This is a genomic window from Paenibacillus sp. GQ49 (genome assembly GCF_059759055.1).
The window spans coordinates 870,643-895,698 of sequence record NZ_JCAXEL010000001.1; the positions used below are offsets into that span (position 1 = coordinate 870,643).

Here is a 25,056-nt window from a genome sequence, read left to right on the forward strand (position 1 = left end):
CACCTTCCTCCCTCAGGTAATTGCTGTCTTCCTACCTATACCTCTCGACTCCTGAATTTTCCGATACTCCGTTATGCCGTCTCTCGACCCTGCGAAGTTTCGTAATTCCCGGTTCAAACGTATACGGAACAAATCTGATCTCAGGTAACGTACATTTCAGGCGCTCTCCCAGCTTCATCAGTTCACCCCGTACATCAGTCTCGACCTGCTCCAGCACTGCGCGCCCGCCAAGCCGAAGGGATACTTCCATTGTCCCGTCCTCTTGCTGCACCACACGATAATGTTCAATATCCGGCGAAGCCGCAATGACCGAACGGGTGACGAAATCCGGAAAGACCGGTACCGCCTCACCCGTATGTATATGAGGAAAATAAAGCGTGTCATCACAGCGGCCTTCAATCCGCTCAATGGCGGTAAACGGGGAACCACAGGCACACGGCGTCTCCGCCTCGGTCAGAATATCATTCAGCCGATACCGGATGATCGGCTGTGATGTTCTGGAGAAATCCGTAACAATGGGCACGAACCGCCGGGTGGCCGGATCAATGTACTCTTTTTCAATATGCACGATGTCTTCATTCAAATGCAGTGTGCCATAACGACAGGTCGCACCCAGGAACCCTTCTGTACACTGATAGACTTGATGAACGGTCTGTCCGAAGACCTGCTCCAGCACCTTGCGATCCAGGGGGTCCAGCACCTCGGCAACAGAGATGATTTTATCCGGTACAGCGGTCAGGTGGCCTGCCACATAGGCGTCCGCCAACAGACGCAGCATGGATGGGGGAGCCACCCACACGGTAGGTTGGTAAGTTTCCAGCCGCTTCACCAAGTTCTCCACACGCTCCAGCAGATCAAAGTACTGGAACTGTAACTTACCACGCTGCACCGATTCATACAGATTACTGTTAGCCCGCAGGAAAAATGCAATCTTTGCAGGTTTCCACAGTCCACCAGGCAGTAACTTGGCCAGCACCGTGCCCGTCCACGCATCCTGCTCTCGATCACTCACCAGAAATATCCCACGGTTCCCTGACGTACCCGAGGACAATCCAACGGTCACTCCCTGAATGGAGGGTTTGAAGTCACGCGTTTCTTCACTTTCACCTGCAAGAGCCAGCGCTTCATCCTTGGTAATGCCCACCGTGTTCAGTGTATCGAAGTGCTGCATCATGATTGATTTATCAATCAACGGAAAGCTTCTCCAGTTGGATGCGTCCACGCCGTCCCACCACTTCCGGTAAAACGGGGATCGGGCACGGATCTGATGGACATGCCGAATAACCCGGCGCTCTTGCCAGCGCTCCAGTTGTTCTCGCGTTTTCCATGTTCGCAGCCCACGTGCGAGCGCATAATGAACCACAATACGAAGGGTATTGCTCATCGTCCCTGCCCTCCTGTACCCCAAGCGTCCAGTGCGTCTCGACAATGACTCGGCACTATCCGAATGTGGGGAAACTGCTGATGCAGCTGAACCAACTTGTCAAAGTTACGGTGGTATTCCTGTCGATCAGACATAATAATACCCGCGAGCGCATGAGGTCTGCGCTGTTCACGAAAAGCCCGACTCGACCACACCGCGTCCGCGCACAGGAAATAGTCATGTTCTTCCGTACGCAGCAGGAGTCCCATCATGCCTTCTGCATGACCGGATACATCCACCCCCAGCAGACTGCCATCGCCAAAGATATCGTAGACCTCATCAAAAGGGAACTCTTCCCCCGCTCTTGTCCATCGCTCAGGCTGACGCGTAACAGGCAATGATCTGGCCATAAAATCCTCAGGCAACAACCCGGACAGATAACCTGCCTTCACAGCCGCAATCGGACCGAGTGAGCGCACAGCATCATAAGCTCTTGGCAGATAGATGAATTGTGCCTCTGGGAAATCTCGCACACCCGCGATGTGATCGCCGTGAAAATGGGTGAGGATGATATACCGGATATCCGAAGCTTTCAGCCCAAGCCCAGCCAAAAAATGAACGGCACTATTCTCTTCACGATAGACCACAGGTGTAATATGACGATACAGTGCGTTAGGCAGATGAGCCGTTTCCTCAAAAAAGCGGGAGCTATATCCCGTATCCAGCAGGATTGGTCCATGTACGGGATGAATGATGCAGGCAAACCCTGCCGGGAAAGATACTGGACTCAATCGACCACCACGCAGCGTCAGAAACTCTGGATGTGTACAGTAACCCGCCGCACCCAAATATAGTTCTACTGGAGTTGTCGTCAGCATGATTCAGTCCTCCACCAGTCTGCAAATTGTTGCAATCCCTCTTCAATGGACACCCGAGGGACGTACCCCAATTGCTCCCTTGCATCCGTAATATCCAATGTCTGTGGAATAGATAAGGAGCCGACTGTATACCGTGTCAACGTAGGTTCACCCAACGCAGGAATATAGCCATGAACTTGCTCCAGCAACGCTGCCACACCATACGCCATCCGATAAGGAATGTTTCGACGACGCAAGGGAATATCCAGCATGCCAAACAGGCTGCTCACCAACTCACTGAACGCCCTTGGATCGCCATTGGAGATATTGTAAGCTCTTCCGAGCGCTTCGTCAGAGGCATCGCGACACAATAATAGGGCATCCACCACATTATCCACACAGGTCAGATCGATGAAAGCCTGTCCACCACCGATCATGGGCACGCCCGATTTTGCGTTTGCTGCGACAATTCTGGGAAATAACGTCTGATCATACGGACCAAAGATCGCTCGCGGTCGAATCATGATCGACGGAAGTCCCTTCGCATGCCCCTCCATTACAACCTGCTCAGCGAGAAGCTTCGTGGCTGCATAATGATTGGCTGGTTTGGATGGCAACGGGTCATTCTCATGTACGTTATATCGCGGTATGTAGTTAAAATATATACTTGGAGTCGAGACATGTATGAATCGCTGCACCTCATTATGCAGGCAGCCATCAATGAGGTTTTGTGTCCCTTCTACATTGCTGCTATAAAAGTCACGATATCTGCCCCATGGCGATGATAGTGCCGCACAGTGAAAGACCATATCCTGCCCCGCACATGCTTCGTTCACTGAAGCCTTATCCCGTATATCTCCATTCAGGAATCGGATTCCTGCCAACTCAAGTTCTGCCCCAACTTTGGGCTGTCGGCCCATGCCAGTTACTTCCCATCCCTCTTGTGCAAGTCGTATCGTGAGGTGCCTGCCCAGACATCCCGTAGCCCCTGTAACCAATACTCTATTCATTGTTGTTCACCGTTCCATTCTATGTCATGAGTCAAAGCTTCAGTCAGCGAGCACTTCTGCGATCTTGACAGACGCCATGCGGCTAGCACCACTGCGAATTGTTCAAATACAGGCTGGATATCCTGCCCTCCATAGACCACATCCCTGGCTCCACGCCACGCAGCTATCCATGCCCGGAGCTTCCCTTTGCCAAAGATCTGCTGCGCCCCGCTTCCCAACATGGGAAGCATCAGCATGGCTTTGCTACCTCGTGAGGGCGTGATCATTCTTCCTTCCTTAACCAACGTCTCCGGTTCAATTAGTGCACGCACCAAGTGATCTCCGGGGTGAAACAGATGAATCCCACTCGTTGCTCTCGGATTACACTCAATTGCGTATACTTGCCCATCCTGACCTTCTATAAAATCAAACCCAATCTGTCCACTAAAACCTGTTGCCTGCACAAATTGTCTCACCCACGCAAAGGCACCCTCATGTTCCACCTGTTCAAAAAACACACTGGCCCCCACGCTACCTGTACGGTAGCGGCTGTCGTAGGTGGCATGTGCAACCAGTTGCCCTTCGTGGGCTATGCTGTATGTACATAACATCTGACCAGGAATGTAGGCCTGTGCAACCCAAGGTGCATTAGATGATAATTCTACCTCGTCCGGAGGGGCGTTACGGAAATGTCGATGTTTCTTTTCGCTTGTGTATCCTTCCTGAACAGTCCCTGCCCCAGCGTCATCGGTCATGAGTGTTGGCATGCGAACTTTGGCTGCGAAGCGGGAATACACCGGTTTCCACACCCAATCTCCTACTTTTCCTAGAACAGACTGAGCTTCCATCCATTCCTGCCGACTGTGGATCAGGCAAGTATCTGGAACCGAAAGACCGAGTGAACCTGCAAGCTGGATAAAATCATATTTATGGTGCAGCTCATGCAGCTGCTCCAAGGTTGTAACCAGAACACGGCAATATGCACGCAGTCTGTCTGCCCCTTGAGCAACATAGAAGACTTCTTCACACATTGGGATCAGCAGGTCGATCTGCCAATCCTGTGCCAACCGTTCCAGCTCCCCCAGATAAGCACGTGTGTCATGACGCGGCGAGGGGACCACAGCGCACTGTTCCACTGCACTGGATGATCTGGTCAGATGCCGTACGGCACTCTCCGCAACATAGACCCGATGGCCTGCCCGATGAAGCATGCGCGCCAGATCGAGCGTTACGGGAGCCCTTCCGCCTGTAAGCAGCACACGAAGAGAAGCAGCTGTATGATGTCCGGTTTCCCCAGATCTAGTAGTCAAAAATGAGTCCTCCCAATGATAATCCGGCAGCCGTGCCAATCATCAACACCCGATCTCCCCGCTGAATGCGCTGTTGTCTAATTGCTTCATGCAGACCCATCGGGATCGATGCCGCAATCGTATTGCCGTGATTTCGTGTGATGTCCATAAACCGATCTTCAGCAATCCCAAGCTTCTTGCGGATCAGTCTCATCGCCATGGCACTCCCCTGATGGGGAATAACCAATTGGAAATCCTCCATCCTATTCCCGGTCGCCTGCAACATACCATCAATGAATCCGGGCAAAAGTCTGGAAGCCATGCGGAAGATGGCCTGTCCATCCATATGAAATAGATAGGGTTCCGGCTGATCTGCCTTATAATTCGAAGCATGCAGCCGTGTACCTCCACCTGCAATCTCCGAGAAGCGAGCACCTCGGCTGTAGGTTCGAAGGGAAGCATGTACAATCTGTGAGAATGACCCTTCAGGCGAACGCTCAATAATAACGGCGGCCGCTCCATCTCCGAACAGGGCCGCACTTTCTTTATCAGACCAATTCAATCCGGCGGAGGCAATCTCGGTGGCTACGAGCAGTACTCGCTGGTAACGTCCGGCATCTACCATATAGGAGATCACATCTAGTCCGTTCAGGAAACTCAGACAGGTTGCATCCATATCAAAGGCAGGTACGCCCGAATCTTGCTGCCCCATGGCCTGCTGGATAAACACCGCCGTACTTGGCAACGGTTGTTCCTTCGTGCCACTGGTACACACCAGGCAGTCGATATCACTGAATTGCAACCCTGCATCCGCCAGTGCAGCTTCGGCAGCTCTCGCGCCCATGAAGGAGGAGGTTTCTTCGCCAGAGACATAATGGCGTACACCTACGCCTGTGGCTTTGCTAACCCAGCCCGCAGGCACGCCCAAGCGGCGATCCAGTTCCTCATCGGTGACTTCCTGTTCAGGCAGGTACTTCCCTGTTCCCGCGATCCTTACTCTTCTAAGTTGCATTTCCCCAACCTCTTTCTGTTCATCTGACTGATAATAAGTTCGTATTCAAAAAGACCGGTTTTCAGTACCGAGAAGATGGGATGAAGCTAGAAATGGAGTAGCGGAGCGTAGGAAAACTACGTGAGCAACCACAATGTTTCCAAAGGAAACATACTTCGTAAGCCTCCAGCTTATTTCGGCTGAATTCCATATTCGATGCTGATGATGACACTAGGCATCCTTCGTAATCAAAAGCGGACTTTTTGAAAAACCTCTATAATTTCAGCTAATTAGTATTTACACTGACACTGCGATGACAGAACAACTTTCCGATCGCTGTTACCCCCAGATTTCTTGAATCCTTTTGTAAAATGGGGAAATCCGGGGATAAGCTTATGCTTCCGATGCAGCTTTCTTTCAGAAAGCTTTTAGGCGAACGCTTCGCTTCTTCAAGTTTTTTCTGTCCTCTCCGTTATCGTGTAAATGTTTAGTTGAACATATATAAATGAAATGAATCCTCCAGCTCCAATGGCGAAACGCCATGAAGCAGAAACTTTGAAATATATAATAGAAGGGCAGATGCCTCTGCCCTCCCTGTTGTGTTTTATTATTTATACTGTGTTGTCATTTCTTCTTATTCAGAATCTCGGCAAGAGCGATATCTAGTGTACCGTATGTGAAAGTAAATCCTTCCCTCTCCATTCGCTCGGGAATCACCCAACGACTTTTGAGCACCAATTCCGTCTCGGTCTGAATGAAGCGTGCGCCCAGCTCAAGCATCCAGCGAGGAGAAGGTAGTCCGATCCGAACACCCATCTGTTCTCTCAGACGCGCCATTAGCTCCCGATTCGTCACCGGATGCGGAGAGGACGCATTGAACACACCATTCAAGTGTGGATGCTCTTGCAGATAAATTACCATGCGGAAGAGATCCTCGATATGAATCCAGCTGAACTGCTGTGTTCCTGCGCCTTGCGATCCTCCCAGTCCAAAACGAACGAGGTTTGTTATGGGCACCATCACACCACCCTCGCCCAGCACAATCGCAATCCGCAGTGCAATCTGACGCGTAGACGGCAGACTGAATTCAAAGAAAGCCTGTTCCCATGCCTTGGCAACGTCGACCGAGAATCCGGAGCCAATCTCGCCCTCTTTTTCCGTCATGGGACGATCTTCAGCATGTCTGTATATGGTTGCTGTACTCGAATTAATCCATAGTTCGGGAGGATGATTACAAGCCAGGACGGCTTCGCCCAGAATGCGCGTTGTACGGGTTCTGGATTCCAGAATGACTTTGCGATTCTCCTCCGTATAACGGCAGTTCACCGATTTACCTGCCAGGTTAATTAACATCTCTGCTTCTTCCAGTGCCTCTATGATTCCTGCACGATCCTCCCAAGCAATATGACCGGGCTGACGCGAGATGATCAACACCTCATAACCCTGCTTCTTGAATCTATGGGCAAAATCACGTCCGACAAATCCCGTTCCACCAGCCAATACAACCTTCTTCACGGTATCCCCTCATTTCCCATACTGGGTAAAGAATTCGTAAGATATAGATTGGAATGTTTCTATGCATGCAAAATACAGATATTAGATTAACACCGCCGGTGAGCCGTTAGTTTGATTTATTTCGCACCCAGGGAGGCGTACAAGCGATCCCGCTCGTCGATAGCCCATGCGTGTGCAGGGTTTTGTTCCAGCTGATATCGGAGTTCATCATAAAAATCATGGATCATGAATCCGTCTGGCAGATTGCCAAGCATGGCTGTAAAGTTGTACTCAGGCAGTGTTCTCTTTCCTTCACTGATCTGCTTCAGCCAGTCCATCCACTTTGCAAGAGTAAGCACTTCCTCCTGCCACAACTCGGCCTGTAACCCAAGCGCATCCTGAAGTTGCTCGTATGCCAATGGATCAGCGAAGACGCGGCAGGCCTGAACAGCCAGTTCATACAACTCGGTCACTGCACGGCGTACCTCATGCTCAAGTTCGACCTCCAAGCCTCCCATGTAATCCTGAACCTGAATGCTCTGTCCATCATCGTATAATAGCGGTGCCTGGGCCAACAGGCGTACAATCTCTTCCATCTCGTGCATTGAAACTCGCTTCTGCTCATAGAGAGCAGGTAATTGATATGCTGTAATGATCATTCACTCCTACATCGTTCTTCTATTAATGACCTATATTATAACATGGTTTGGCAATCATCTATCAGGATAACTTGACTATCCACTACAAGTTGTAGTAGTTTATACGTACTACGTAGTGTAGTAATACAATCGTTATGGACGCATAACGATGTTAAGGAGTGTTCACGGTGAACCAGATTCAAAAATTATCCGAAACAGAAATGGAGTTAATGGTCGTTATATGGTCATGCGATCCACCCGTCACCTCGACAGAACTATTAGACATATTTGCTGATAAGGGAAAAGCGTGGAAAGCGCAGACTATGTCTACCTTTCTGTCACGGTTGGTGGATAAAGGCGCACTTACCGTCACGAGACGTGGACGAACCAATGATTATGTACCTCTTCTACAGCCCGAAGATTACAAACTACAGGAAACGCAGCATGTTCTTGATGGACTCTATCAAGGTTCAGTCAAGAATTTGGTTTCGGCCATGTATGATGGCGACAAGCTTTCAGACGATGACATTTCAGAACTGAAAAAATGGCTTTCGGAAAAGTAGGTGCAGATGATGAACATCTTTTTTGAAATTCTGTGCAGCCTGACCGTGGCGGGAAGTATCGTTTCTGTTTGTATTTTGGCACTACGACTTATACCCGTATCTGTTTTTCCGACCAAGTGGCTCTACAGACTCGGTAAACTGGCTATCTTGTTTTATCTGTTCCCGGTGTCTCTTGGCCTTTCATGGCTTTTGGATATGGCATTCCAAACGACATCAACTATACCGGGTACGGAGAATGCAACTGCCTCGGGCGTAATTGCAGGAACGTTTATCCCGGAACAAACCATTTCGGTAACCACAGCCTGGTTCTTGTTATGTGTATGGGGCATTGGAGTCATTGGTTTTTCGGCATGGCAGATGTACTGTTATCGAAGATTTTTGAATGAATTATCTCGTACACGTACCCCAGTCCTCTGTCATAGTGAGGCAGCTATACAGCTACCATTAATCAAAGAGGCTTTGGGTCTCAAAAGTAATATCACGCTTGCTCACAGCACCCTAGTACGTAGCCCTATACTGGTTGGCTTGTTTAAACCAACGATATATCTGCCACCCGAAAATACGGTGAAAATGGACATCAGCATGGTGATTCATCATGAGTTGGTACATCTGAAACATAAAGATCTGTGGGTCAAGGCTGTGACCTTGGGCGTTAGTGCCCTGCACTGGTTCAATCCCCTGATTCATATGATTCGCCGGGACATTCATACCTGGAGCGAGTTGGCCTGTGATGAAGATGTGGTGAAAGAGATGTCCCACGAAGAACGAAGACGATATGGTGAGACAATTTTAAATGTGATGGCGGGAACCAAGAAAATACCTGCTCAATTTTGTTCGTCCCTATCGGGTGAAGGCAAACAATTAAAAAGGAGATTGATGATTATGTTTAATGTAAAGAAACTGAAAAAGAAACATTGGATGATAGGTATGGGAGCCCTCCTGCTTATTACAGGTGTAAGTACGTCCACCGCAGTATGGGCATCAAACCATACGGTTAAAGTAGAGGCTGAAGCTTCTGAAACTGTGCCTGTTCCTTCTACTGATGGATCTTCTGAAATCGTAGCTTCTCCCAACAAGGTCGGAATTTCCGAAGCTGTAACTGCTCCTTCTACTTCCGAAACTCCTGAAATCGTGGCTTTCCCTGAGGATGAAGTTTCCGAAGCTGTGCCAGTTCCGTCTGCTACTGTACCTTTTACTACTAAACCTTCTACTACTAAACCTTCTGAGGCTAAAGTTGTAGAAGCAGCAACTGTTCCTTCTACGGGTGGATCTCCTGAAATCGTATCCGTCCCTTCCGAGGCCCAGGTCACCAAAGCTGTACCTGTTCCTTCAGAAAAATAACCTATCTTTAAGGAGCAATAGCCACCTTATATGCAAACAAGACGAAGCATAGATCATAGATCTCCGCTTCGTCCTGTTTTCGTTTTCTGTCCTGTGCATCAGATAAATGTTTTGATTGTTGCAAAATATTCACGAATCATGTTGACGGGTTTCAGATAACCCGGTGACGGGGCCGATATGCCGTATTCTGCTGCATAACCGTTCTTGGCAGCGATATACTTGGAGCGGAACATATGATAGTCACTGGTGACAATCATGATCTCGGGGTGCTCTAACCCGGATTCAAGAATGATTTTTTTGGAAAAGGCCAAATTCTCCTGTGTACTTGTGGAGCGATCTTCCATAATGACTTGGCCAGGGTTAATCCCCTGTTCAATCAGATAGTTTTTCATGGCGAGCGCTTCAGGAATCGATTCTCCAGGTCCCTGCCCACCTGATACAATTACGGGTGTCTGAGGGTGACTGCGAATATAGTCCAGACTGGCATCTAACCTTTGTTTTAGGGTCAATGACAATTCCGTTCCACGGATGCCTGAACCCAGAATAATGACATAGTCCGCTTCTTCCGGATCATTCGCACCAAGCTGTGTGAATACAAGTGCTTCGATAATGACAAAAGAGACGGCAGCCACGCTAATTCCGGTAAGGATAATCCGTTTCAGAATAACATGCTTCTGATAGTCAATCCGTCTTAGAACGATAAAAGCCACCGTGATCATTCCAAAAAACATCACTGGGAATCTTTGGCCCCAGAAGGCCAGGAACGCCACAAAACATGCCAACAGGACAAGATCAATGATCAGTCCATTTTTGTGTAAGAACTTTTTTATCAAATCCGTAGACACTCCTTCTTGTACCCGCTATTCCGCAAATCACTTATTATTCAAGCTGTTATTATCGTTAGTTTCTTCCATTGTTCCTGCCAGCACTTCTTGACCGACTACTTTGAATTGCCCGTCTCCTCACGAAGCTGTTGTTCGAGTTGTATGTCTCGTTCCTCACGCAAGTCTTGCGCATCATAATAGACAACATCAATATCGCTGTGAAGTTCACGAAGATCATATCCATGCAGAACATCCCAGATATAATTACGAATATATCCTGCACCTATGTAACTTTGAGGTAAATGGAGACTACGAACTCTCCGCAGATCGTGCATTAATTGCTCGTGTTTGATGATCGTCTGAATGAATGGGTTCTCATATAACATATCTGCCTCCTGCGGTTTACCTCATTGTCCTCTTATAGCTGCTAACCTTCACTCCAATATATCATGTTTACCTGGCTGCAATAAAATGAACAACGCTTGAACTTCCTCTGTACACCTTCGAATCTCTGACTAATCACGACCAAATAACCCATAAACAGCTTCGGTTATCCGAATGTTTATGGGCGACAATGATCGAGTTTGAAACGGTTAAAATTTATTTAATTGGTATCCAGATTTGTGGCGGTTGATTGGGGCCCGGGTATACTTCCAGCTCCGGCATATATGCGTGCTCATAAGGGTTGGATGGAAACCATTCCGAAATAATCCGTTTCCACAGAAGCTGCATACTTTCCGGCATCGGGCCTTCTACTTCAAATACACTCCATTTGGAAGCAGGCATGGTGAAGCTTGATAATCCTTCAGGTACTTCACCATCGTTAGTTGTAGCAATCCAGTATTGCATCTGTTTCTCCTGTATTTCGCTCTGATCCACAACGACGCCAAGTAACCCTGGAATATCCCCGTTGTTCAGTTCAAATAAACGATCCTCTGTGCCGCTCGCCCACGCTTCCTGCCACATCTTCCCGATGCCTTGCAGATGTTCTTGATCTGCATATGAGAAAGTTTGCTCTACTCCGACCAACGTAAATTCGGGATATTCAACGATTTTATATTTCATCGGCTCTGCTCCTTTTAGACTCACTTGAATCACCAGACGATTATACGATTGGACAGTGTTACTATTCTTTCGAGCCTCACTGGGTGCGATCCCATGTTGTCTACGAAATGCTTTGGAGAAAGATTCCGGTGTGTCGTAACCGTATTTAAACGCCAGATCAATGATTTTGTGATCACTTTGCAGAAGCTCATGTGCCGCCAGTGTCAATCGTCTGCGTTTTATGTACTCAGCTACAGTAACATCAGTTAATAAGGCAAAGGTACGTTGAAAGTGAAAAGGAGAGATATGGGCCTGCGCTGCAATCTGCTCCATCTTCATATTTTCGAGCAAGTGGTCTTCCATATATTGAATAGCGACATGTAATGCGTTGATCCAGTTCATGTAATAATCACTCCTTGATGTCTAATATAACGGATAAACCACCCAACAACCTGTCATGTTGTGCTCTCATATGTCCGGTTAATGTGCAACGACGTAGTTCATATAGCGCCCTGCTCACAGAATTTGACAATGTAAACGATTTACTATAGCCTACGAGTATAATGATCGTTCTATCTTATTTTGAAGGGAGAGTATTACTGATCATGAGCAGCAAAAAGGAAATGCTTTTGAACGTGGCTGAAGAATTGTTCTACCTTCACGGTTTCCATTCCATCGGTTTGAAGCGGATTATCACGGATGCCGGGATCGCGATTATGACGCTATACAATCATTTTGAGTCCAAGGATGATCTCATCGTCCAGGTGCTCCTGCGGCGCGAACAGCGTTATTTAGAACAACTCCGGCAATATGCAGACAATAAAGCACAACCCATGTTCCTCAATCTGGCTGAAGGACATGCAACTTGGCTGAAGGAACACGAATCAAGAGGGTGCTTATTTCTACGCGCCAAAGAAGAATTCGGAGGTCATACAGATCATATCATCGTCCAAACAGTGAATGCGCATAAAAGACATATGCGAACGTTAATCCAAACATTGGCGCCTGCTGCAAGTGTTCGAGATCTATTGCAATTCTCCCTGCTGCTGGAGGGTTCCACGGCACTCGCTGAGACAGAAAATGTAAATGACGTCTGCCGTGAACTGATCCATATGACGCAAACCAGTTTCAAATAAAGCTATTCCGGGTGAGTTAATATTTCAACTCACTTTTTTATTTCACAAGAAATATAATGATCGTTCTATCTAAAAGGCGGTGGATTTAATGAAAAAAATTATCTTTCCAGGCATTGCACTAATCGCTGTATGTTATGCATTCGGGCGATTCAGTTATGGACTGTTTATGCCGGAAATTTCGGAAGCCTTACAATTGAATGATGCAGCCTCTGGCGCGATTAACTCAGGAACGTATATCGCCTACTGTCTGTCCCTTCTAACTGCACCATTGTTGATTAATCGCAAGGGACATCATTATGTCATTCAATTGGCAGGAATCAGCGCAGTGCTCGGATTAACCGGCATTGCCCTGGCTCAGAATGCATGGGTTCTTACATTTAGTATATTTCTAGCAGGTTTGAGTACAGGCTGGGCCTCTCCAGCCCTCGGTAACACAGTTAATGCCGAGCTTGCTCCCGAGCTACAAGCAAGAGGCAACAGCTGGATTAACACAGGGACCAGCTTCGGGATTGTAATATCAGGTCCACTCTACTGGCTGTTCACGGATTACTGGCGTCTAACCTACATCCTGTTTGCTGTAATCGGTGTTGTGGTTCTTTTGTGGAACAGACGTGTTATTCCGGCAACCAAGACACTGCCTTGTACCAAGTCTCTCTGGACATGTATGAAACCAACCAGACCAGGGTCTGCTCTGCTCATGGCTTGTCTGCTGACAGGTTTCAGTTCTGCTATCTATTGGACCTTTGCCCGGAACTTCCTCACAGACGAGAAAGGGGCCTCCGATTCGGAAGCCGTGTTGTTCTGGATTGTGATGGGGGTTATGGGGATACTCGGTGGATGCGCTGGCCGCATTATTGAACGGTTCGAGATTGGGTGGTCCTACCGAATAGGTATACTTTTATTGGCTATCTCACTGGGGGTAATCCTTCTGCCATCAATGACTGCCAGTCTCATCTCTGCGATCATGTTTGGCAGCACGTATATTTTCCTGACCAGTGTATTTATCGTTTGGGCGACGAGACTATTCAGTCCAAATGTGTCCATCGGAATTAGCCTTGCCTTTCTCGCGCTGGGTGTTGGGCAATTCCTTGGCTCTTCTATGGCAGGTTATACGATCGAAGTGTTTTCTAATACAACGGCATTTCTGGCTTTTGCTATACTCGGTCTGTTCGGAATGTTAATTCGGGTGAAATAAATGACAAAACAACCTTCTGATCGCTGTTATTTTACCCGGCGAACACTTCCGGTCACTCCATGTTGAAGCTGTACGTCTGTAAAAGTAACCGTGGTCCCTTGCCCAATGGGGGATTGGGCCACAATGCCAACTTTGATTTCTTCCGGGCAGTCGAGTCCGAAATAACGAACCAGCTTCCACTTCTCTCCATCCTGAGAATAATGGAAAGCAAAGCTGTTGCCTGCCCGGGCTACACGTAAATAAGGCTTATTAACGTCTACAGGTGCTGATACACAATCATCCGAGTTACCACGAGTAACAACACTAAGAATAGACGGCTGTTCTTCAAAATATTCGAAGCAGACTTTAGCCCAATTCGTATCGTCCACCCTCACCATCAGGCAGCCTGAGTCATACTGTTCTTTCATGTCCACCTGTACTCGAGTGACGATGCTGAAATCTCCCTTGACTATCGTATGTAAAAATGGAGCTGAAGCTTTCACCGGCTCACCTCCCGGATCAATGAAAAAGTCACTGATCGGCGAAACGGTTATCGTTACTTTGCCGTCTTCAATGGACCAATCTGTTGGCTCGTTAAGCCATCCCAGGTTAGCAGATAATGTTTTACCTGAACAATGTTCGAATAGACTCGTCATGTGGCACACCCTTTGTGTTGGAGTATAAGTTTTCTAATTTCTCTATTTGTATTCGATATACATCATGGTTAATCCTCTATGTTTTACATCAAGTTCCCATCCCTCGATATCGTACACTGATATCTCCGCATGATCACTTCTTGCGATCGATAATAAAATCAAAAATCTTCATAACGGGCTCAGTCACGTGTGCACGGTTGGATAATACGTTCGTCCCAGACTTGTACCTCAATATATCGTTCCGGCCCCTTATCACCTTTACGGTTCCATTCCTGAGGCCAACCATAGAACTGAATAACTTCCATGATTTCATCCTTGGTATAGATCTGCTTACGATAAGGTTTAGCATCGTCAAACCTCATTGTTGGAAACAAGTCCCCGTAGGTAAAACTCACAACTTCAACTGGAAGGTCAACCCACGGAATGATTACATGATCGGGTTCTGAATACCAGGACAACAGCCATTCGCATGCACCGAGCGTCAGATAATGGGGATATGATTGTACCGGCTTCCCACCTTTGACAACAAACTGCTCATAAGCCCTTTGTTCAAGTGTTCTGCGAATTGTCATGTAATCTGCGGGTCGCCGACTGGCAAAGTTCCGTCCCTGAAGACGGATCTTCTGGGTAACTGTTTCTGCTTCATCCGCAGACAGGCTGGAGAGATTTCTGAAAGGACCAAGACTTTGTTCAAAATAATGATAGGCATTCCAGTCGTTCATACATTCTCCTCCTTTGCACAGGATAGAATTGGACTTTCGAAATCAGTTTGTAGAAATCGTAACTCTTTATTATTAATAAGGTAATTTTATCCAAAATATGATAAACTGGACATACGAGATTACTTCAATAATTTGAATCACAACAGGAGGTCATCCTATGTTTGGTGTTAACGTGAAAAAAGTAGAAGATCAACTGGTCATCCGGTGGCAGTTTTCCAAAATTGAAATTCCCATCACACATATCACATCGGTCACCCTGGATGATGCGTACGGTGGAAGCGAACCATCTGCGATTCGGCTCGGTCCAGTCAATGGCACAAGCGAGAGGATTCTGATCCGCACAGTGAATCAATCGTATATTTTATTCACTTCCAGCGTGACTTTACATACCAATATCCAAGCTATGTTACACCCGTCAAACTAAATGGTTGTTCAACTTCTAATGTTTCAGGGGTGATGGGTTCCATTAACAAAAGTGCGCTACCAACAAATGAAGCGTTAGTATTCGCATGAATTCTTACAGCGAATACTAACGCTTCATTGATTCCAATTCAAGTTGGACGTGGGATTCTTATAACCAACTCCACTTCGGTAACTGATCGAGCGTAATGACCTCTTTGCTATGGTACAATTCCTTCAAAAACGTTAGTTCATTATGCGTCCCGTCTCTCAGGAATCCACCTGTCCAGGTACAGAACCAACTCCAGTGTACATCCTGTTCCTTCATCTGCTTAGGGTCAGGGATGGAGCCGTTCTCGGCCAGTGCAATGATTTTACTATCCTTCACAAGCTCTCGCAGGTTGGTGTAACGTGCCGCCAGCGGGCTGTGATCTCCCGCTTCCGGGTATACATCTACACTCACAATATCCACGATATCATCCCCTGGATACCATTCCGGTTTTTCCGAGTTCCAGACCCAGATAAGATTGTGCAGCTGATGTTCTTGAACCAATCGATCATACAACAAACGATACAACTGTTTGGCAGGTTCGGGGCCTTTCGCTCCCCACCAGAACCAGCCACCCTCCGCTTCATGAAGTGGTCGAAATAATACAGGCACACCAGCATCCTTCAGCTCCTGTAAATGTGTAGCAATAACATCTATATCCCGAATCAATAACTGATATGCTTCCGATTCAGTATCAGCTATCGCGGAGGCAAGGTCATAGGTTGTCGCGTCCGTATAGAACCCCCGCCACCACTCTTTACCTGGTTCATCGATCAGATCCGTCGGTGCGTTCCAGTGCCAGCATAGCGTCACGATCCCGCCTTGTTTATGCCAGTCTATCGCATCCCGAATCTCCTGGGAGACCGCACCGCGCTCTGTTCTTGATGGCGAATATTCCATGAGATCAAAGCCAATCACAGCTGGTTTCCGTCCTGTATTTTCATTAATCCAGTTTAGGTTGCTGTAATCCTGCTGGCCTGACAACATCCCTTTTTGATAACGCTCTACCAGGAACGCCATCAGTTCTTTTGCTTCGGGAGTCGCTGCTTTATTCACCGGAACTCTGCTGATCTCACGCACTGTCATCTCTACACCTCCAATTAGATTTAACATGTTAACCCACTACACCAGAACGTTCAATACTCTCCACGAAATAACGTTGCACAAACAGATACAAAATAATCAGGGGTGCAATAGCCAGCAAAATGCCTGTATCCACAATCATCGCCACATAGTTTGGATCGGCCTTGATGCCCGAGTTCGAGCCAAAGCCCATCAGCTGGGGAATCAACTGGTTCGCCTGAGCAGGTAAAGAAGCCACTTTCAGCGAGATCAGTGGACTTTCACTCATGAATAATGCCGAATAAAAGGTATCGTTATACTGCCATACAAACGAGAATAAAATGACCGTAATCAGCGGCGAGATTGCATTGGGCAGCATGATTCGAGCAAACGTTTTGAATCCACCTGCGCCGTCAATCAATGCAGCCTCCTCGATTTCCTTTGGCATGCCCTTGAAGAACTGACGGAAAATATAGATGAACAGCCCCGCCTTCAGCCCTCCCGCTGTAGCAGCCGTGATCATGGAAGGCCAATACGTATTCAGCAGATTGATGCCATTTTTTCCAGAGAACAACTGGATGATGCCGAGAAAGTCAAAGCTGCGGAAATGCAGATACATTGGCACCATAAGTGTGCTTGTCGGCACCAGAATCGTCAGAATCACAAGGATGAAGAGTACATTACTACCCGGAAACGAAAACCGGGCGAAGCCATATCCGGCAAGTGCACAGGATATCGCTGTCAGAAGCGTTGTGATGGTAACAAACAATAACGTGTTCGCCAGCAGAGGCAGGTAATCCATCACTTGCGCCGCTAGCCGGATATTATCCAATGTAAAGTGCTGGGGAATCATATAGATCGTTGGATTGTAGATATCCTGTTTATCCTTAAACGCAACTGACACTTTGAGAAATAACGGGTACAAAATAATAAATGAAATGCCGATGACCAGTGCATATCTGAATATGGAATAGAGAAGGTCCGATGTTTTGTTTCGCACCCGATGCATGTGATAATTCTGCTTCGGAACTACCACCATGCGATCTGTCCCTGATGCAGCCATAATCTGAAGCCTCCCTTAATGTTAACCGTCAGTTGTAGTGAACCCGCCGTGACAATAACCAGCCCACTACGATCAGTACAAGGCCAATCACCAGTGTGTACAGCCAGGACATCGCCGAGCTTAAGCCAAAGTTCTGCGTTTTGAATGCGGTTTGGTAGATGGCCTGTGTGACTGGACTCCCGGCAAATGAATCAATGATCGTATAGATGACATTTGTCAGAATCAACGGACTGACCATGGGAAATGTAATTTTCCAGAATGATTCATAAGCTGTCGCCCCTTCGATCTTCGCAACCTCATACATCGATCCCGGTACCGATTGCAGCGCGGCGAGGAAGATCAGAATCTGAACACCTGAGCTACTAATAATCTCATAGATCCGCATGATGGCTTCTACAATGTAATCCACATAGGCCATCGGTAATCCCACATCCGCCAGCATCCGCACAATGGATACCACGTTGAACGAAGCACCGCCATCGGCTGATGCATCCACCGCACTTGCATCCCCCATTAGATTGATTAATCCCGCAGACTCCGCTGCTGCGACTGCACTGGAAGCCAGAATAACCGGCAAAAAGAAGATTGCACGCGCCATCGTTCTGCCTCTGAACTTCTGGTTAAGCAGTGTCGCCGTGAACAGACTGAAAAACAGTATCATCGGCACATTCAGCAGCATTGCTCCAACCGAGTCAACCAGAATCCGGTTGAACGTCGCGTCAACCAGAAGCGCATCCTTAAAATTTTTAAATCCAACGTATTCCAGGACGTATCCGCCCGGAGCAACGGACAGATTGCTCAGGCTGAACCGGATGGATTGCAGGAGTGGCGTGGCAAAGAGGAAGATGAAACCGATCAGCCACGGGGAAATAAATGCAAGTCCAAGCAGCGCTCTCCGTGACTTCAGCGATAATCGAATGGTTCTCATCGGTTCACTCCCTCCACCACATAGTCCGTCCCGCCAACCGTTGTCCCATCCACGGTTACTGCATCCGCATTGTAATTCACAAGGACGGATGTACCCCCAGTATAGGTGATCCGGACGACGCCATCCTGAATGCGTTCATGCTTCAGGATCTGCTCATTCTCCAGTTCTCCCAGCACTTCATTAGCCTGCTTATACAAAGCAACAGCATCATCCACCCAATAGCCATACTCGGTTGCGTATGCCGAATCATAATTCGTCAGCTTTAGCCTGGATGATGGTTCATAGGTCCATTGAAAATACGGAGCTGCCCCGAGTTCCAGACTGCGTAGCAACTGTTTGCGGAGATCCTGATCCCCCGACGTATTCATCGGAGATGCGGCATAGTTCATGTATCCATGAATGACCATCCCATAAAAAGGAACTTCTTCATCGGTAATATTGAACCGACTCGATCCTGCGGGCACATTTACAACATGTTGCGCACTTCCCCAAGAGTAGCTATTAGCGGCAGATATCATCAGGTTCGGATAGGACTGTTCCAGCTTGCCCAGCTGCTCCTTCACAATGTTCTTCGCCGTCTCCCGATGAATCACCCGACTATCCCGATAATCGGAAGTCAGGACCTGCCCGAGATCACGAAGGGATAATCCGCCGAGATCCAATTTATTGAATTTGTCAGCAAACTCACTCACCACATAAGGAAGCTTGGCCGCTGAGAGCAAATAATAGCTGTCCCTACTCTGATCCATGCGATTAAGTGCAGGATTGTACGGATACAATTCTGCTGTCTCCTTTGTGACAAAACGCGCTGCATCCGAGGAAGGAGCAAAGCGCATATCATCGTGATAAATATGCTGGAAAGCCACATCTGGGAACAAGGCTCCGCCAGACTGCTCAAGTTTAGCGGACAACGCTTGCAGTTCGGAACGACTGCCTACTTCACTGTCCAACTTCACCTGGGTTGGCGTATGATGGCTGATGCCACCACCGAACCATCCCTGATACCGCATTTGCACGCGGTTTACACCTTCCTGCTGCAACTTCGCCGCCATTTCGGTGGCCTGTTCGTACGTCGTCATGGCTAAGGTGGTCCTATAGGGCACACTCAGGAACGAAGCCTTTTTGTCCACTGCACCAAGTACATCCAGATAGAACGGCAACTCCGTCTGTTCCGGGAGCGGCTTCAGTACATCCTGCTCGATCAACTGCTGCTGATACAGGCGGGCCATACCCGAGTAACTGGCATCTTCTCCATGAAGGAAATGATAACGGACCTGAATATCTCCACGGTAAGGCTCTTCGCTAAGCAGCTGGATCTCCTGCATTTTCTGCGAGGTGTACATCTCCAGTTCATCCTCCCCGCGCAGGGAGAAGGTCGCGTGTACATGGTTGTAACTATTCTGTCTGCCTCCAATATCTGCAGAGATACTGGCAATGCCGTCCCCTTTTTCAATGACTGCAAACCAGGCATTCTCCCCGTTCTTCAGACCAAACACAGGCATATACGCGGATTCACTAACCTGAGGACGACTGAGCGAATTATCATTTGGATCTGCGCCATAGACACGCTGTACATACTGCTCTTCTTGGGTTTTTCCGTTGTTCAGATGGATCAGACTGCCGGAACCATCAGGTACGAGCATATAACCCTCACCCTTTGTATCCGCAGCGCCAAAATAAGCGAGCAAATCAATGTTCCGAATGCGGTATTGCCCACTTTCTTCTATTTGACTCAGAGGCACGGTCACAACGAGTGCCCCCTGCTCAAGTCGATATTCCACAGAAATGACAAAGCTCGGCTTATCCGACACACCTCCGCCTTCGACTCCATTCTCCTGATTGTCAAAAGCCAGATCGTCCGCCGTATACCCCGCCGTCTCAAAGGCACTCAGCATCTTATTCAGCACAAGTTGCTTCGAGATCTGTCCATCCAGCCGCTCCAGAATATCCGGATTGTTCTTGGTTGGATAATATCGGGCAGATGTGTATCTTGCGACAGTAGCATCCAGCTTGGAAAGAACCTTCTCCTCCAGTCGCTGTTTGCTAATCAACTTCGGCAGCGCATCAATACCAAGTGATGTATCACCAAGCGTATAGTTCACCCGAATCCCCTGATCGATCTGACCCACTGTGAATTGTTTGTTGCTAATGCTGGAGCTAAAATTCGGAAAGTTCTCCAGTGTGCCCATCGCATCCCGGAAAGACACATTCAACTGGGAGGACAGCACCTCTTTTTCATACGCGGAAGCAAGACCGTCCTCAGCCCGTTCTTTCGGGTTGCTATACCAGATCTCTCCACTTTTCCCGTCACGTACTGCAATTTCCGTGGTCTCCTCGTTATAGTACAGGGCTAATCCCTGATCTTCAGCGACCAGTTGCATACCAGGCACACCCTGCGAGGAGTCGCTAAGGAACTGCAACGGTTCTTCCGTGACGGGCATGGCTTTGGTTGTCGTATCCAGATAAGCCGCGGCTTCTACGGCAGGAACCCCCCTGTTGTTTATATACAGCAGCCCGGCTGCAATCATGATTACAGCTGTACCACCAGCCAGCACCGTATATAATCGTTGCCTTTTGTTCACGGATGCCGCCTCCTTTAGGTCCGAAAAATCAACTCACGGTAGATGTTATAACCGAATTCGTACAACTGTTGCAGCATGCTGAAGACGAGAGCACCAAGGAATACGATAATGCCCATCACAATGAGCGTTAGCACCATCGTAATGATTGTTTTAATCACAGTGTACTGGTGAACCGTCATCATGCCAATGAACAGAAGCAACACAAACCAGAAGAACGCGATGCTATTAAAAAGATAATAAAAAGCAGTCTCCTCCTGCACCATGAACCGGCTGACCACGATCATCGGGGCATAGATCAGAATAACCGGAATGAGCGAGTATCCTGTCGCCAGAACGATTTCTCTGAATTTCCCTTCCCCTTCCATCAAGGTCGTTACAGCCCAATTGGCTGTGCACCATAGAAAGAATGGCACTGCAACCGTGGCGATCTCGATGATGCTGTTAATCGTGCGAGGATCGATGTAATTAACGAGAAATCCTGCGTACTGCTTTTGCAAAATCATCATGACAATGGTAAGCGCCAATGCTGCAAAAGCAACCAACAGCCGTCCCCGGTTATCTGACTTGAGGTCCCAGAATGCATCAATGGGGTGAAAAATGAGATGCAGCGGAAACTTAATGAAATCCTGCTTCACGATCAACCTGCCTCCTCCGTCTCCATTTAACCGCCACTCGGGTCAGGATCAGAATGAAAACCAGCGCGATTACAGCGGTCAGGAATGTACCAAAATGCTCCTTCATCATCTCTCGCCGGTGTCTCTTGAACGCGACAGAATAACTCTTGCGGTCCATCCCAAGTTCGAAGTAACCCAGCGCTTCCTCGTTTTTCTTCTCCATTAATAAGGACTTGCCGATACCAATATAGGCGATGTCATAGTTGGCATTCAGCTTCAGCACTTCTCTCCAAATATTCACGGCCTCCGTGTCCTCGCCCCGATAGTGGAGTGCCACCGCTTCATTCACACGGGAACCAAAACGGGTTGGCTCATAGACGACAAGATTGTTCTTCCCCCGGTCCAGAACCAAGTGGTGCTCACCCGATTGCTCAATCGCGACAGGTGTTTTGAGCGTACCCACCTGATTTCCTTTGCCACCATATATGTAGAGCAGATGACCTTCATCGTCGTACGTGAACACCCTATTCTGTGTCGCATCCAGTACACTGTACATGCCATTGCCCAACACTTTCACATCAATCAGCTTAGATGGACCCGGATTGTTACGGAACCGGATATCGCCTTTGACGTCAACATAACCAAACCGCTTCAGTACATCTTCGCCAGACGGGTTGAGGCGTTTGATCGGTTCATTTGAGCCGGGATCAATATTCGTCGCATACACAAATCCTTTGTGGTCGATGTCCGCATTGGAGAACTCCGTTGGGACAAACAAGACCATCTGTGCACGCTGGGCTTTGGTGGATAACATGCGCCAGATATATTCACCGTAGTCCCGCTCCACTTTGTTGGTACCGACGTAGCCGATAAATTTCCCGCTCTCGTCAAACTGCATAATGCCTTCGTAGACCCCCTGCGCCACAACGTACACTCGGCCTACATGGTCCACCGTTATTTTCAAAGGCTGGAACTGGAATTGGGTCGACAGGATATCTGATTCTGGCTTCGTAATGGTTTGAATCAGCGTCCCCTCTCCATCTAGGACAACCACACGACTGTTGCCTGTATCGGCGACGTATATGCGTTCTTGTTCATCTACAAACAATCCACCTGGAAGGTTAAAGGTCTCCTTGCTGCCATCCATCATGAATCCATCGATGACGCGCAGCAGCTTAAAGTCTGGGGCCAATACAACAATTCGGCTGTTGCCGCTATCCAAAATGTAGATCAACCCGGAGGGAGAAACGTTCATATCACCGGGGTCTTTGAACTCACTAATGCCGAGGTCACGACCTGATAGGGTACGCTCGGGCAGGTAGGCATCCGGTGAGGGAACAGCCTCTTTCCAATAGTTGTAGTTGTAACTCTCATACGGCGCCGGGGAGGCTGCCGCAGGCATGGCATTCACCAGCAACAGAGATACTGCCGCCAGGAGAACAAACCATCTTTTCACTGTGCGTGCCATATCGTTCCCCCTTAATCCTTCATGCCCGAACTCGCCATCGTCTCAATGATTCGGCTCTGAGAGAAAATAAATAGCGTGATCGGCACACTCATCAAAATCAGTGCTACCGCAGCACCCGCTCCTGCCCGGGATATTCCGCCCTGAATAATCTGACCTGCTGCATAATGCAGGGTCTTGAGCTGCTCGCTGTAGATGTACCCATTGCCATCACTGCCCCATAACATCTGAAACAGCAGAATGATCAATGTAAGCCAGGCTGGTTTCACATTGGGCATGACAATGGACCAGAAGATCCGGTATTCACTGGCACCATCAATCTTGGCCGCTTCCAGCAGTGCATCCGGGATCTGCTCCATGAACTGTTTCATCAGATACAACCCGAGTGAATAGGCAAATGCCGGAATGATAACAGCCCAGTACGTGTCGATCCATCCGAGCCATGACATGATCATATAGTTCGGAATGGCCGTCACCGCAGGTGTGAACATCAGTGACAGTACGACCACTTGGAACATGAATACTTTGCCCGGAAACTTGTGTTTGGCAAGCGGGTAGGCCGCTGCGGAAGCCAGCAGCACATGGCCTACGATACCGATGCCTGTTATAAACACTGTGTTGAAAATATAACGTGAGAACGGCACCCACGAGTCACTCAGCAGATTCAGCAGATCTGTAAAGTTGCTGAACGTCGGATTTTTGACAAACAGCGTTGGTGGAAAGGTGAAGATTTCATCTAATGGTTTGAATGCATTGTTGATCGCATAGATCAGCGGCAGTACCATGAAAGCACCGAATACGAGCAGAAGGGCAAACAGGGAGAGGCTTCCCGATAGCGAGCGATTCACCCGCTTTTTGCCTGTCGCAATTGCAGCCATAGCTATTCTCCCACCCTTCGAAGTAGTTTCTGGACCAGCAAGTTGGTGCCCACCATAATCATGAACAGCACGGTGGCAATTGCTGATGCATACCCCATCTCAAACCGCGTAGTACCAAAGTCGATCAAATGGGTCACCACAGTCTCTGCTGCATAGTTCACACTTGGGAACCCGGCCAGCGCGATCGACACATCGGCCACGGCAAACGAGGTTGTCAGCTGAATGACTGCGCCGAACATCAACTGTGGACGCATCGAAGGCAGGGTAATGTACCATAGTTCCTGCCAGCGATTCTTGATCCCATCCACCGCTCCCGCTTCGTACAATGTCCGGTCCACCGTCTGCAAACCAGCGATAAACGCAAGAAATCCGGTTCCGAGACTCAGCCATAGCTGCACGAGAATGAGAATAGGCATAATGTAGGCTTCCGTCTTCAGCCACTGGATTGGCTCCAGCAGAAAACCCCATTTGATCAACAGGCCATTGGCAATACCATAACGATCTCCCGAAAAGATCATCAGCCAGATAAAATACACATTGCCCGAAATGGAGGGCGCGTAGAAGATCAGCGTCATGAACGCTCTCCATTTCGGTGTTAACTCATTAATGATCCACGCGAAGACAAAACAGGCAATATAACTGATCGGTCCGGTAATGATGGCGAACAACAACGTATTCTTGATTGCAATCAGGAATACATCATCCTCCAGAAACAGGCGAGTATAGTTCTGCCAGCCAATAAAACGCGGGAATTCCAGCATGTTAAAGTAGGTGAAGCTGAGTATGATCGAGATGACAACCGGAATCACGGTAAACATGAGGAACAGGAGCATATAAGGTGCAAGCAGAACATAGGAATGTTTGCTGGCCTTCATTTCCTGGAGCTTCCAGCTCCACCACGATTTCATGCCCATCCTTGACGCTTTCTCAGGAGG

At 48.2% G+C, this 25,056-nt stretch carries 25 protein-coding genes; 5 read left to right on the forward strand and 20 right to left on the reverse strand.

Annotated features, from left to right (window positions below; translation table 11 throughout):
• Window positions 1-31: 31 nt before the first annotated feature.
• The 7 genes from AC6CIF_RS03990 to AC6CIF_RS04020 form a co-directional block, all read right to left on the reverse strand.
• Window positions 32-1,384 (reverse strand): F390 synthetase-related protein, encoded by a 1,353-nt coding sequence (locus tag AC6CIF_RS03990; RefSeq protein WP_498197998.1) that lies wholly within the window; start codon window positions 1,382-1,384, stop codon window positions 32-34.
• A complete protein-coding gene (locus tag AC6CIF_RS03995) occupies window positions 1,381-2,241 on the reverse strand; it encodes an MBL fold metallo-hydrolase (RefSeq protein ID WP_498198000.1) in 861 nt (286 codons plus the stop codon). Before AC6CIF_RS03995 ends, AC6CIF_RS03990 begins: the two co-directional genes overlap by 4 nt.
• The gene (locus AC6CIF_RS04000) at window positions 2,235-3,230 is read right to left on the reverse strand and encodes an NAD-dependent epimerase/dehydratase family protein (RefSeq protein ID WP_498198002.1); all 996 of its coding nucleotides are present in this window, start codon (window positions 3,228-3,230) and stop codon (window positions 2,235-2,237) included. Before AC6CIF_RS04000 ends, AC6CIF_RS03995 begins: the two co-directional genes overlap by 7 nt.
• Window positions 3,227-4,519 (reverse strand): ATP-grasp domain-containing protein, encoded by a 1,293-nt coding sequence (locus AC6CIF_RS04005; RefSeq protein WP_498198004.1) that lies wholly within the window; start codon window positions 4,517-4,519, stop codon window positions 3,227-3,229. The genes AC6CIF_RS04000 and AC6CIF_RS04005 overlap by 4 nt, the downstream gene beginning before the upstream one ends.
• Complete coding sequence (locus AC6CIF_RS04010; protein ID WP_498198005.1) at window positions 4,509-5,510, reverse strand: beta-ketoacyl-ACP synthase III; 1,002 nt, start codon at window positions 5,508-5,510, stop codon at window positions 4,509-4,511. Before AC6CIF_RS04010 ends, AC6CIF_RS04005 begins: the two co-directional genes overlap by 11 nt.
• Before the next feature lie 603 nt (window positions 5,511-6,113).
• Window positions 6,114-7,004, reverse strand: coding sequence for a TIGR01777 family oxidoreductase (locus AC6CIF_RS04015; RefSeq protein WP_498198007.1), 891 nt, complete (start codon window positions 7,002-7,004; stop codon window positions 6,114-6,116).
• 116 nt (window positions 7,005-7,120) lie between these two features.
• Window positions 7,121-7,642 (reverse strand): hypothetical protein, encoded by a 522-nt coding sequence (locus AC6CIF_RS04020; RefSeq protein ID WP_498198008.1) that lies wholly within the window; start codon window positions 7,640-7,642, stop codon window positions 7,121-7,123.
• Between the two features lie 167 nt (window positions 7,643-7,809).
• On the opposite strand from AC6CIF_RS04020, the gene AC6CIF_RS04025 reads away from it, so the two are divergent.
• Window positions 7,810-8,184, forward strand: coding sequence for a BlaI/MecI/CopY family transcriptional regulator (locus AC6CIF_RS04025; protein WP_133384094.1), 375 nt, complete (start codon window positions 7,810-7,812; stop codon window positions 8,182-8,184).
• A gap of 6 nt (window positions 8,185-8,190) precedes the next feature.
• Window positions 8,191-9,525: a M56 family metallopeptidase gene (locus AC6CIF_RS04030; RefSeq protein WP_498198010.1), complete on the forward strand. Its 1,335-nt coding sequence runs from the start codon at window positions 8,191-8,193 to the stop codon at window positions 9,523-9,525.
• Window positions 9,526-9,623: 98 nt separating this feature from the next.
• Here the strand turns inward: AC6CIF_RS04030 and AC6CIF_RS04035 are convergent, their stop codons facing one another.
• From AC6CIF_RS04035 to AC6CIF_RS04045, 3 genes are all read right to left on the reverse strand, one after another.
• Window positions 9,624-10,358: a YdcF family protein gene (locus tag AC6CIF_RS04035; RefSeq protein WP_498198012.1), complete on the reverse strand. Its 735-nt coding sequence runs from the start codon at window positions 10,356-10,358 to the stop codon at window positions 9,624-9,626.
• A 107-nt stretch (window positions 10,359-10,465) separates the two neighbouring features.
• Window positions 10,466-10,735, reverse strand: coding sequence for a nucleotidyltransferase family protein (locus tag AC6CIF_RS04040; RefSeq protein WP_498198014.1), 270 nt, complete (start codon window positions 10,733-10,735; stop codon window positions 10,466-10,468).
• Window positions 10,736-10,949: 214 nt separating this feature from the next.
• The gene (locus AC6CIF_RS04045) at window positions 10,950-11,795 is read right to left on the reverse strand and encodes an AraC family transcriptional regulator (RefSeq protein WP_498198016.1); all 846 of its coding nucleotides are present in this window, start codon (window positions 11,793-11,795) and stop codon (window positions 10,950-10,952) included.
• Window positions 11,796-11,998: 203 nt separating this feature from the next.
• Between AC6CIF_RS04045 and AC6CIF_RS04050 the strand changes: the two genes are divergently transcribed.
• Together AC6CIF_RS04050 and AC6CIF_RS04055 are read left to right on the forward strand one after the other, a co-directional pair.
• Complete coding sequence (locus AC6CIF_RS04050; RefSeq protein ID WP_498198018.1) at window positions 11,999-12,529, forward strand: TetR/AcrR family transcriptional regulator; 531 nt, start codon at window positions 11,999-12,001, stop codon at window positions 12,527-12,529.
• 88 nt (window positions 12,530-12,617) lie between these two features.
• Window positions 12,618-13,724 carry an MFS transporter gene (locus AC6CIF_RS04055; RefSeq protein WP_498198020.1) on the forward strand — a complete coding sequence of 369 codons (1,107 nt, stop codon included), beginning with the start codon at window positions 12,618-12,620 and terminating at the stop codon, window positions 13,722-13,724.
• Window positions 13,725-13,750: 26 nt separating this feature from the next.
• On the opposite strand, the gene AC6CIF_RS04060 is transcribed toward AC6CIF_RS04055, so the two are convergent.
• Window positions 13,751-14,359, reverse strand: a complete 609-nt coding sequence (locus tag AC6CIF_RS04060) for a DUF1349 domain-containing protein (protein WP_498198022.1) — start codon at window positions 14,357-14,359, stop codon at window positions 13,751-13,753.
• Between the two features lie 179 nt (window positions 14,360-14,538).
• Window positions 14,539-15,081: a hypothetical protein gene (locus tag AC6CIF_RS04065; protein ID WP_498198023.1), complete on the reverse strand. Its 543-nt coding sequence runs from the start codon at window positions 15,079-15,081 to the stop codon at window positions 14,539-14,541.
• Between the two features lie 157 nt (window positions 15,082-15,238).
• On the opposite strand from AC6CIF_RS04065, the gene AC6CIF_RS04070 reads away from it, so the two are divergent.
• Entirely contained in the window at window positions 15,239-15,505 is a 267-nt protein-coding gene (locus AC6CIF_RS04070; protein WP_498198025.1) for a SunI/YnzG family protein, read from the forward strand.
• A 147-nt stretch (window positions 15,506-15,652) separates the two neighbouring features.
• Here the strand turns inward: AC6CIF_RS04070 and AC6CIF_RS04075 are convergent, their stop codons facing one another.
• From AC6CIF_RS04075 to AC6CIF_RS04110, 8 genes are read right to left on the reverse strand one after another with little or no spacing between them, the layout of a single operon-like run.
• On the reverse strand, window positions 15,653-16,615 hold the full coding sequence (locus AC6CIF_RS04075; protein WP_053061496.1) for a glycosyl hydrolase: 963 nt from the start codon (window positions 16,613-16,615) through the stop codon (window positions 15,653-15,655).
• A 28-nt stretch (window positions 16,616-16,643) separates the two neighbouring features.
• Window positions 16,644-17,654, reverse strand: a complete 1,011-nt coding sequence (locus AC6CIF_RS04080) for a carbohydrate ABC transporter permease (RefSeq protein WP_084174508.1) — start codon at window positions 17,652-17,654, stop codon at window positions 16,644-16,646.
• A gap of 28 nt (window positions 17,655-17,682) precedes the next feature.
• Complete coding sequence (locus AC6CIF_RS04085; RefSeq protein ID WP_498198027.1) at window positions 17,683-18,582, reverse strand: carbohydrate ABC transporter permease; 900 nt, start codon at window positions 18,580-18,582, stop codon at window positions 17,683-17,685.
• The gene (locus tag AC6CIF_RS04090; protein ID WP_498198029.1) at window positions 18,579-21,164 is read right to left on the reverse strand and encodes a DUF5696 domain-containing protein; all 2,586 of its coding nucleotides are present in this window, start codon (window positions 21,162-21,164) and stop codon (window positions 18,579-18,581) included. The genes AC6CIF_RS04085 and AC6CIF_RS04090 overlap by 4 nt, the downstream gene beginning before the upstream one ends.
• 14 nt (window positions 21,165-21,178) lie before the next feature.
• Window positions 21,179-21,799, reverse strand: a complete 621-nt coding sequence (locus AC6CIF_RS04095) for a YIP1 family protein (RefSeq protein ID WP_498198030.1) — start codon at window positions 21,797-21,799, stop codon at window positions 21,179-21,181.
• On the reverse strand, window positions 21,780-23,246 hold the full coding sequence (locus tag AC6CIF_RS04100) for an NHL repeat-containing protein (RefSeq protein WP_498198031.1): 1,467 nt from the start codon (window positions 23,244-23,246) through the stop codon (window positions 21,780-21,782). Before AC6CIF_RS04100 ends, AC6CIF_RS04095 begins: the two co-directional genes overlap by 20 nt.
• A gap of 11 nt (window positions 23,247-23,257) precedes the next feature.
• Window positions 23,258-24,121, reverse strand: a complete 864-nt coding sequence (locus AC6CIF_RS04105) for a carbohydrate ABC transporter permease (RefSeq protein WP_017689719.1) — start codon at window positions 24,119-24,121, stop codon at window positions 23,258-23,260.
• A 2-nt stretch (window positions 24,122-24,123) separates the two neighbouring features.
• Window positions 24,124-25,035, reverse strand: coding sequence for a carbohydrate ABC transporter permease (locus AC6CIF_RS04110; RefSeq protein WP_047842211.1), 912 nt, complete (start codon window positions 25,033-25,035; stop codon window positions 24,124-24,126).
• Window positions 25,036-25,056 lie beyond the last annotated feature (21 nt).

Bases quoted from the DNA above. Each gene is read 5' to 3' on its own strand.
- AC6CIF_RS04085 (WP_498198027.1), bottom strand. From the start codon at position 18,582: ATGAGAACCATTCGATTATCGCTGAAGTCACGGAGAGCGCTGCTTGGA.
- AC6CIF_RS04045 (WP_498198016.1), bottom strand. From the start codon at position 11,795: ATGAACTGGATCAACGCATTACATGTCGCTATTCAATATATGGAAGAC.
- AC6CIF_RS04060 (WP_498198022.1), bottom strand. From the start codon at position 14,359: ATGACGAGTCTATTCGAACATTGTTCAGGTAAAACATTATCTGCTAAC.
- AC6CIF_RS03990 (WP_498197998.1), bottom strand. From the start codon at position 1,384: ATGAGCAATACCCTTCGTATTGTGGTTCATTATGCGCTCGCACGTGGG.
- AC6CIF_RS04075 (WP_053061496.1), bottom strand. From the start codon at position 16,615: ATGACAGTGCGTGAGATCAGCAGAGTTCCGGTGAATAAAGCAGCGACT.
- AC6CIF_RS04020 (WP_498198008.1), bottom strand. From the start codon at position 7,642: ATGATCATTACAGCATATCAATTACCTGCTCTCTATGAGCAGAAGCGA.
- AC6CIF_RS04010 (WP_498198005.1), bottom strand. From the start codon at position 5,510: ATGCAACTTAGAAGAGTAAGGATCGCGGGAACAGGGAAGTACCTGCCT.
- AC6CIF_RS03995 (WP_498198000.1), bottom strand. From the start codon at position 2,241: ATGCTGACGACAACTCCAGTAGAACTATATTTGGGTGCGGCGGGTTAC.
- AC6CIF_RS04030 (WP_498198010.1), top strand. From the start codon at position 8,191: ATGATGAACATCTTTTTTGAAATTCTGTGCAGCCTGACCGTGGCGGGA.
- AC6CIF_RS04110 (WP_047842211.1), bottom strand. From the start codon at position 25,035: ATGGGCATGAAATCGTGGTGGAGCTGGAAGCTCCAGGAAATGAAGGCC.
- AC6CIF_RS04080 (WP_084174508.1), bottom strand. From the start codon at position 17,654: ATGGCTGCATCAGGGACAGATCGCATGGTGGTAGTTCCGAAGCAGAAT.
- AC6CIF_RS04040 (WP_498198014.1), bottom strand. From the start codon at position 10,735: ATGTTATATGAGAACCCATTCATTCAGACGATCATCAAACACGAGCAA.
- AC6CIF_RS04065 (WP_498198023.1), bottom strand. From the start codon at position 15,081: ATGAACGACTGGAATGCCTATCATTATTTTGAACAAAGTCTTGGTCCT.
- AC6CIF_RS04070 (WP_498198025.1), top strand. From the start codon at position 15,239: ATGTTTGGTGTTAACGTGAAAAAAGTAGAAGATCAACTGGTCATCCGG.
- AC6CIF_RS04050 (WP_498198018.1), top strand. From the start codon at position 11,999: ATGAGCAGCAAAAAGGAAATGCTTTTGAACGTGGCTGAAGAATTGTTC.
- AC6CIF_RS04105 (WP_017689719.1), bottom strand. From the start codon at position 24,121: ATGGCTGCAATTGCGACAGGCAAAAAGCGGGTGAATCGCTCGCTATCG.
- AC6CIF_RS04100 (WP_498198031.1), bottom strand. From the start codon at position 23,246: ATGGCACGCACAGTGAAAAGATGGTTTGTTCTCCTGGCGGCAGTATCT.
- AC6CIF_RS04000 (WP_498198002.1), bottom strand. From the start codon at position 3,230: ATGAATAGAGTATTGGTTACAGGGGCTACGGGATGTCTGGGCAGGCAC.
- AC6CIF_RS04055 (WP_498198020.1), top strand. From the start codon at position 12,618: ATGAAAAAAATTATCTTTCCAGGCATTGCACTAATCGCTGTATGTTAT.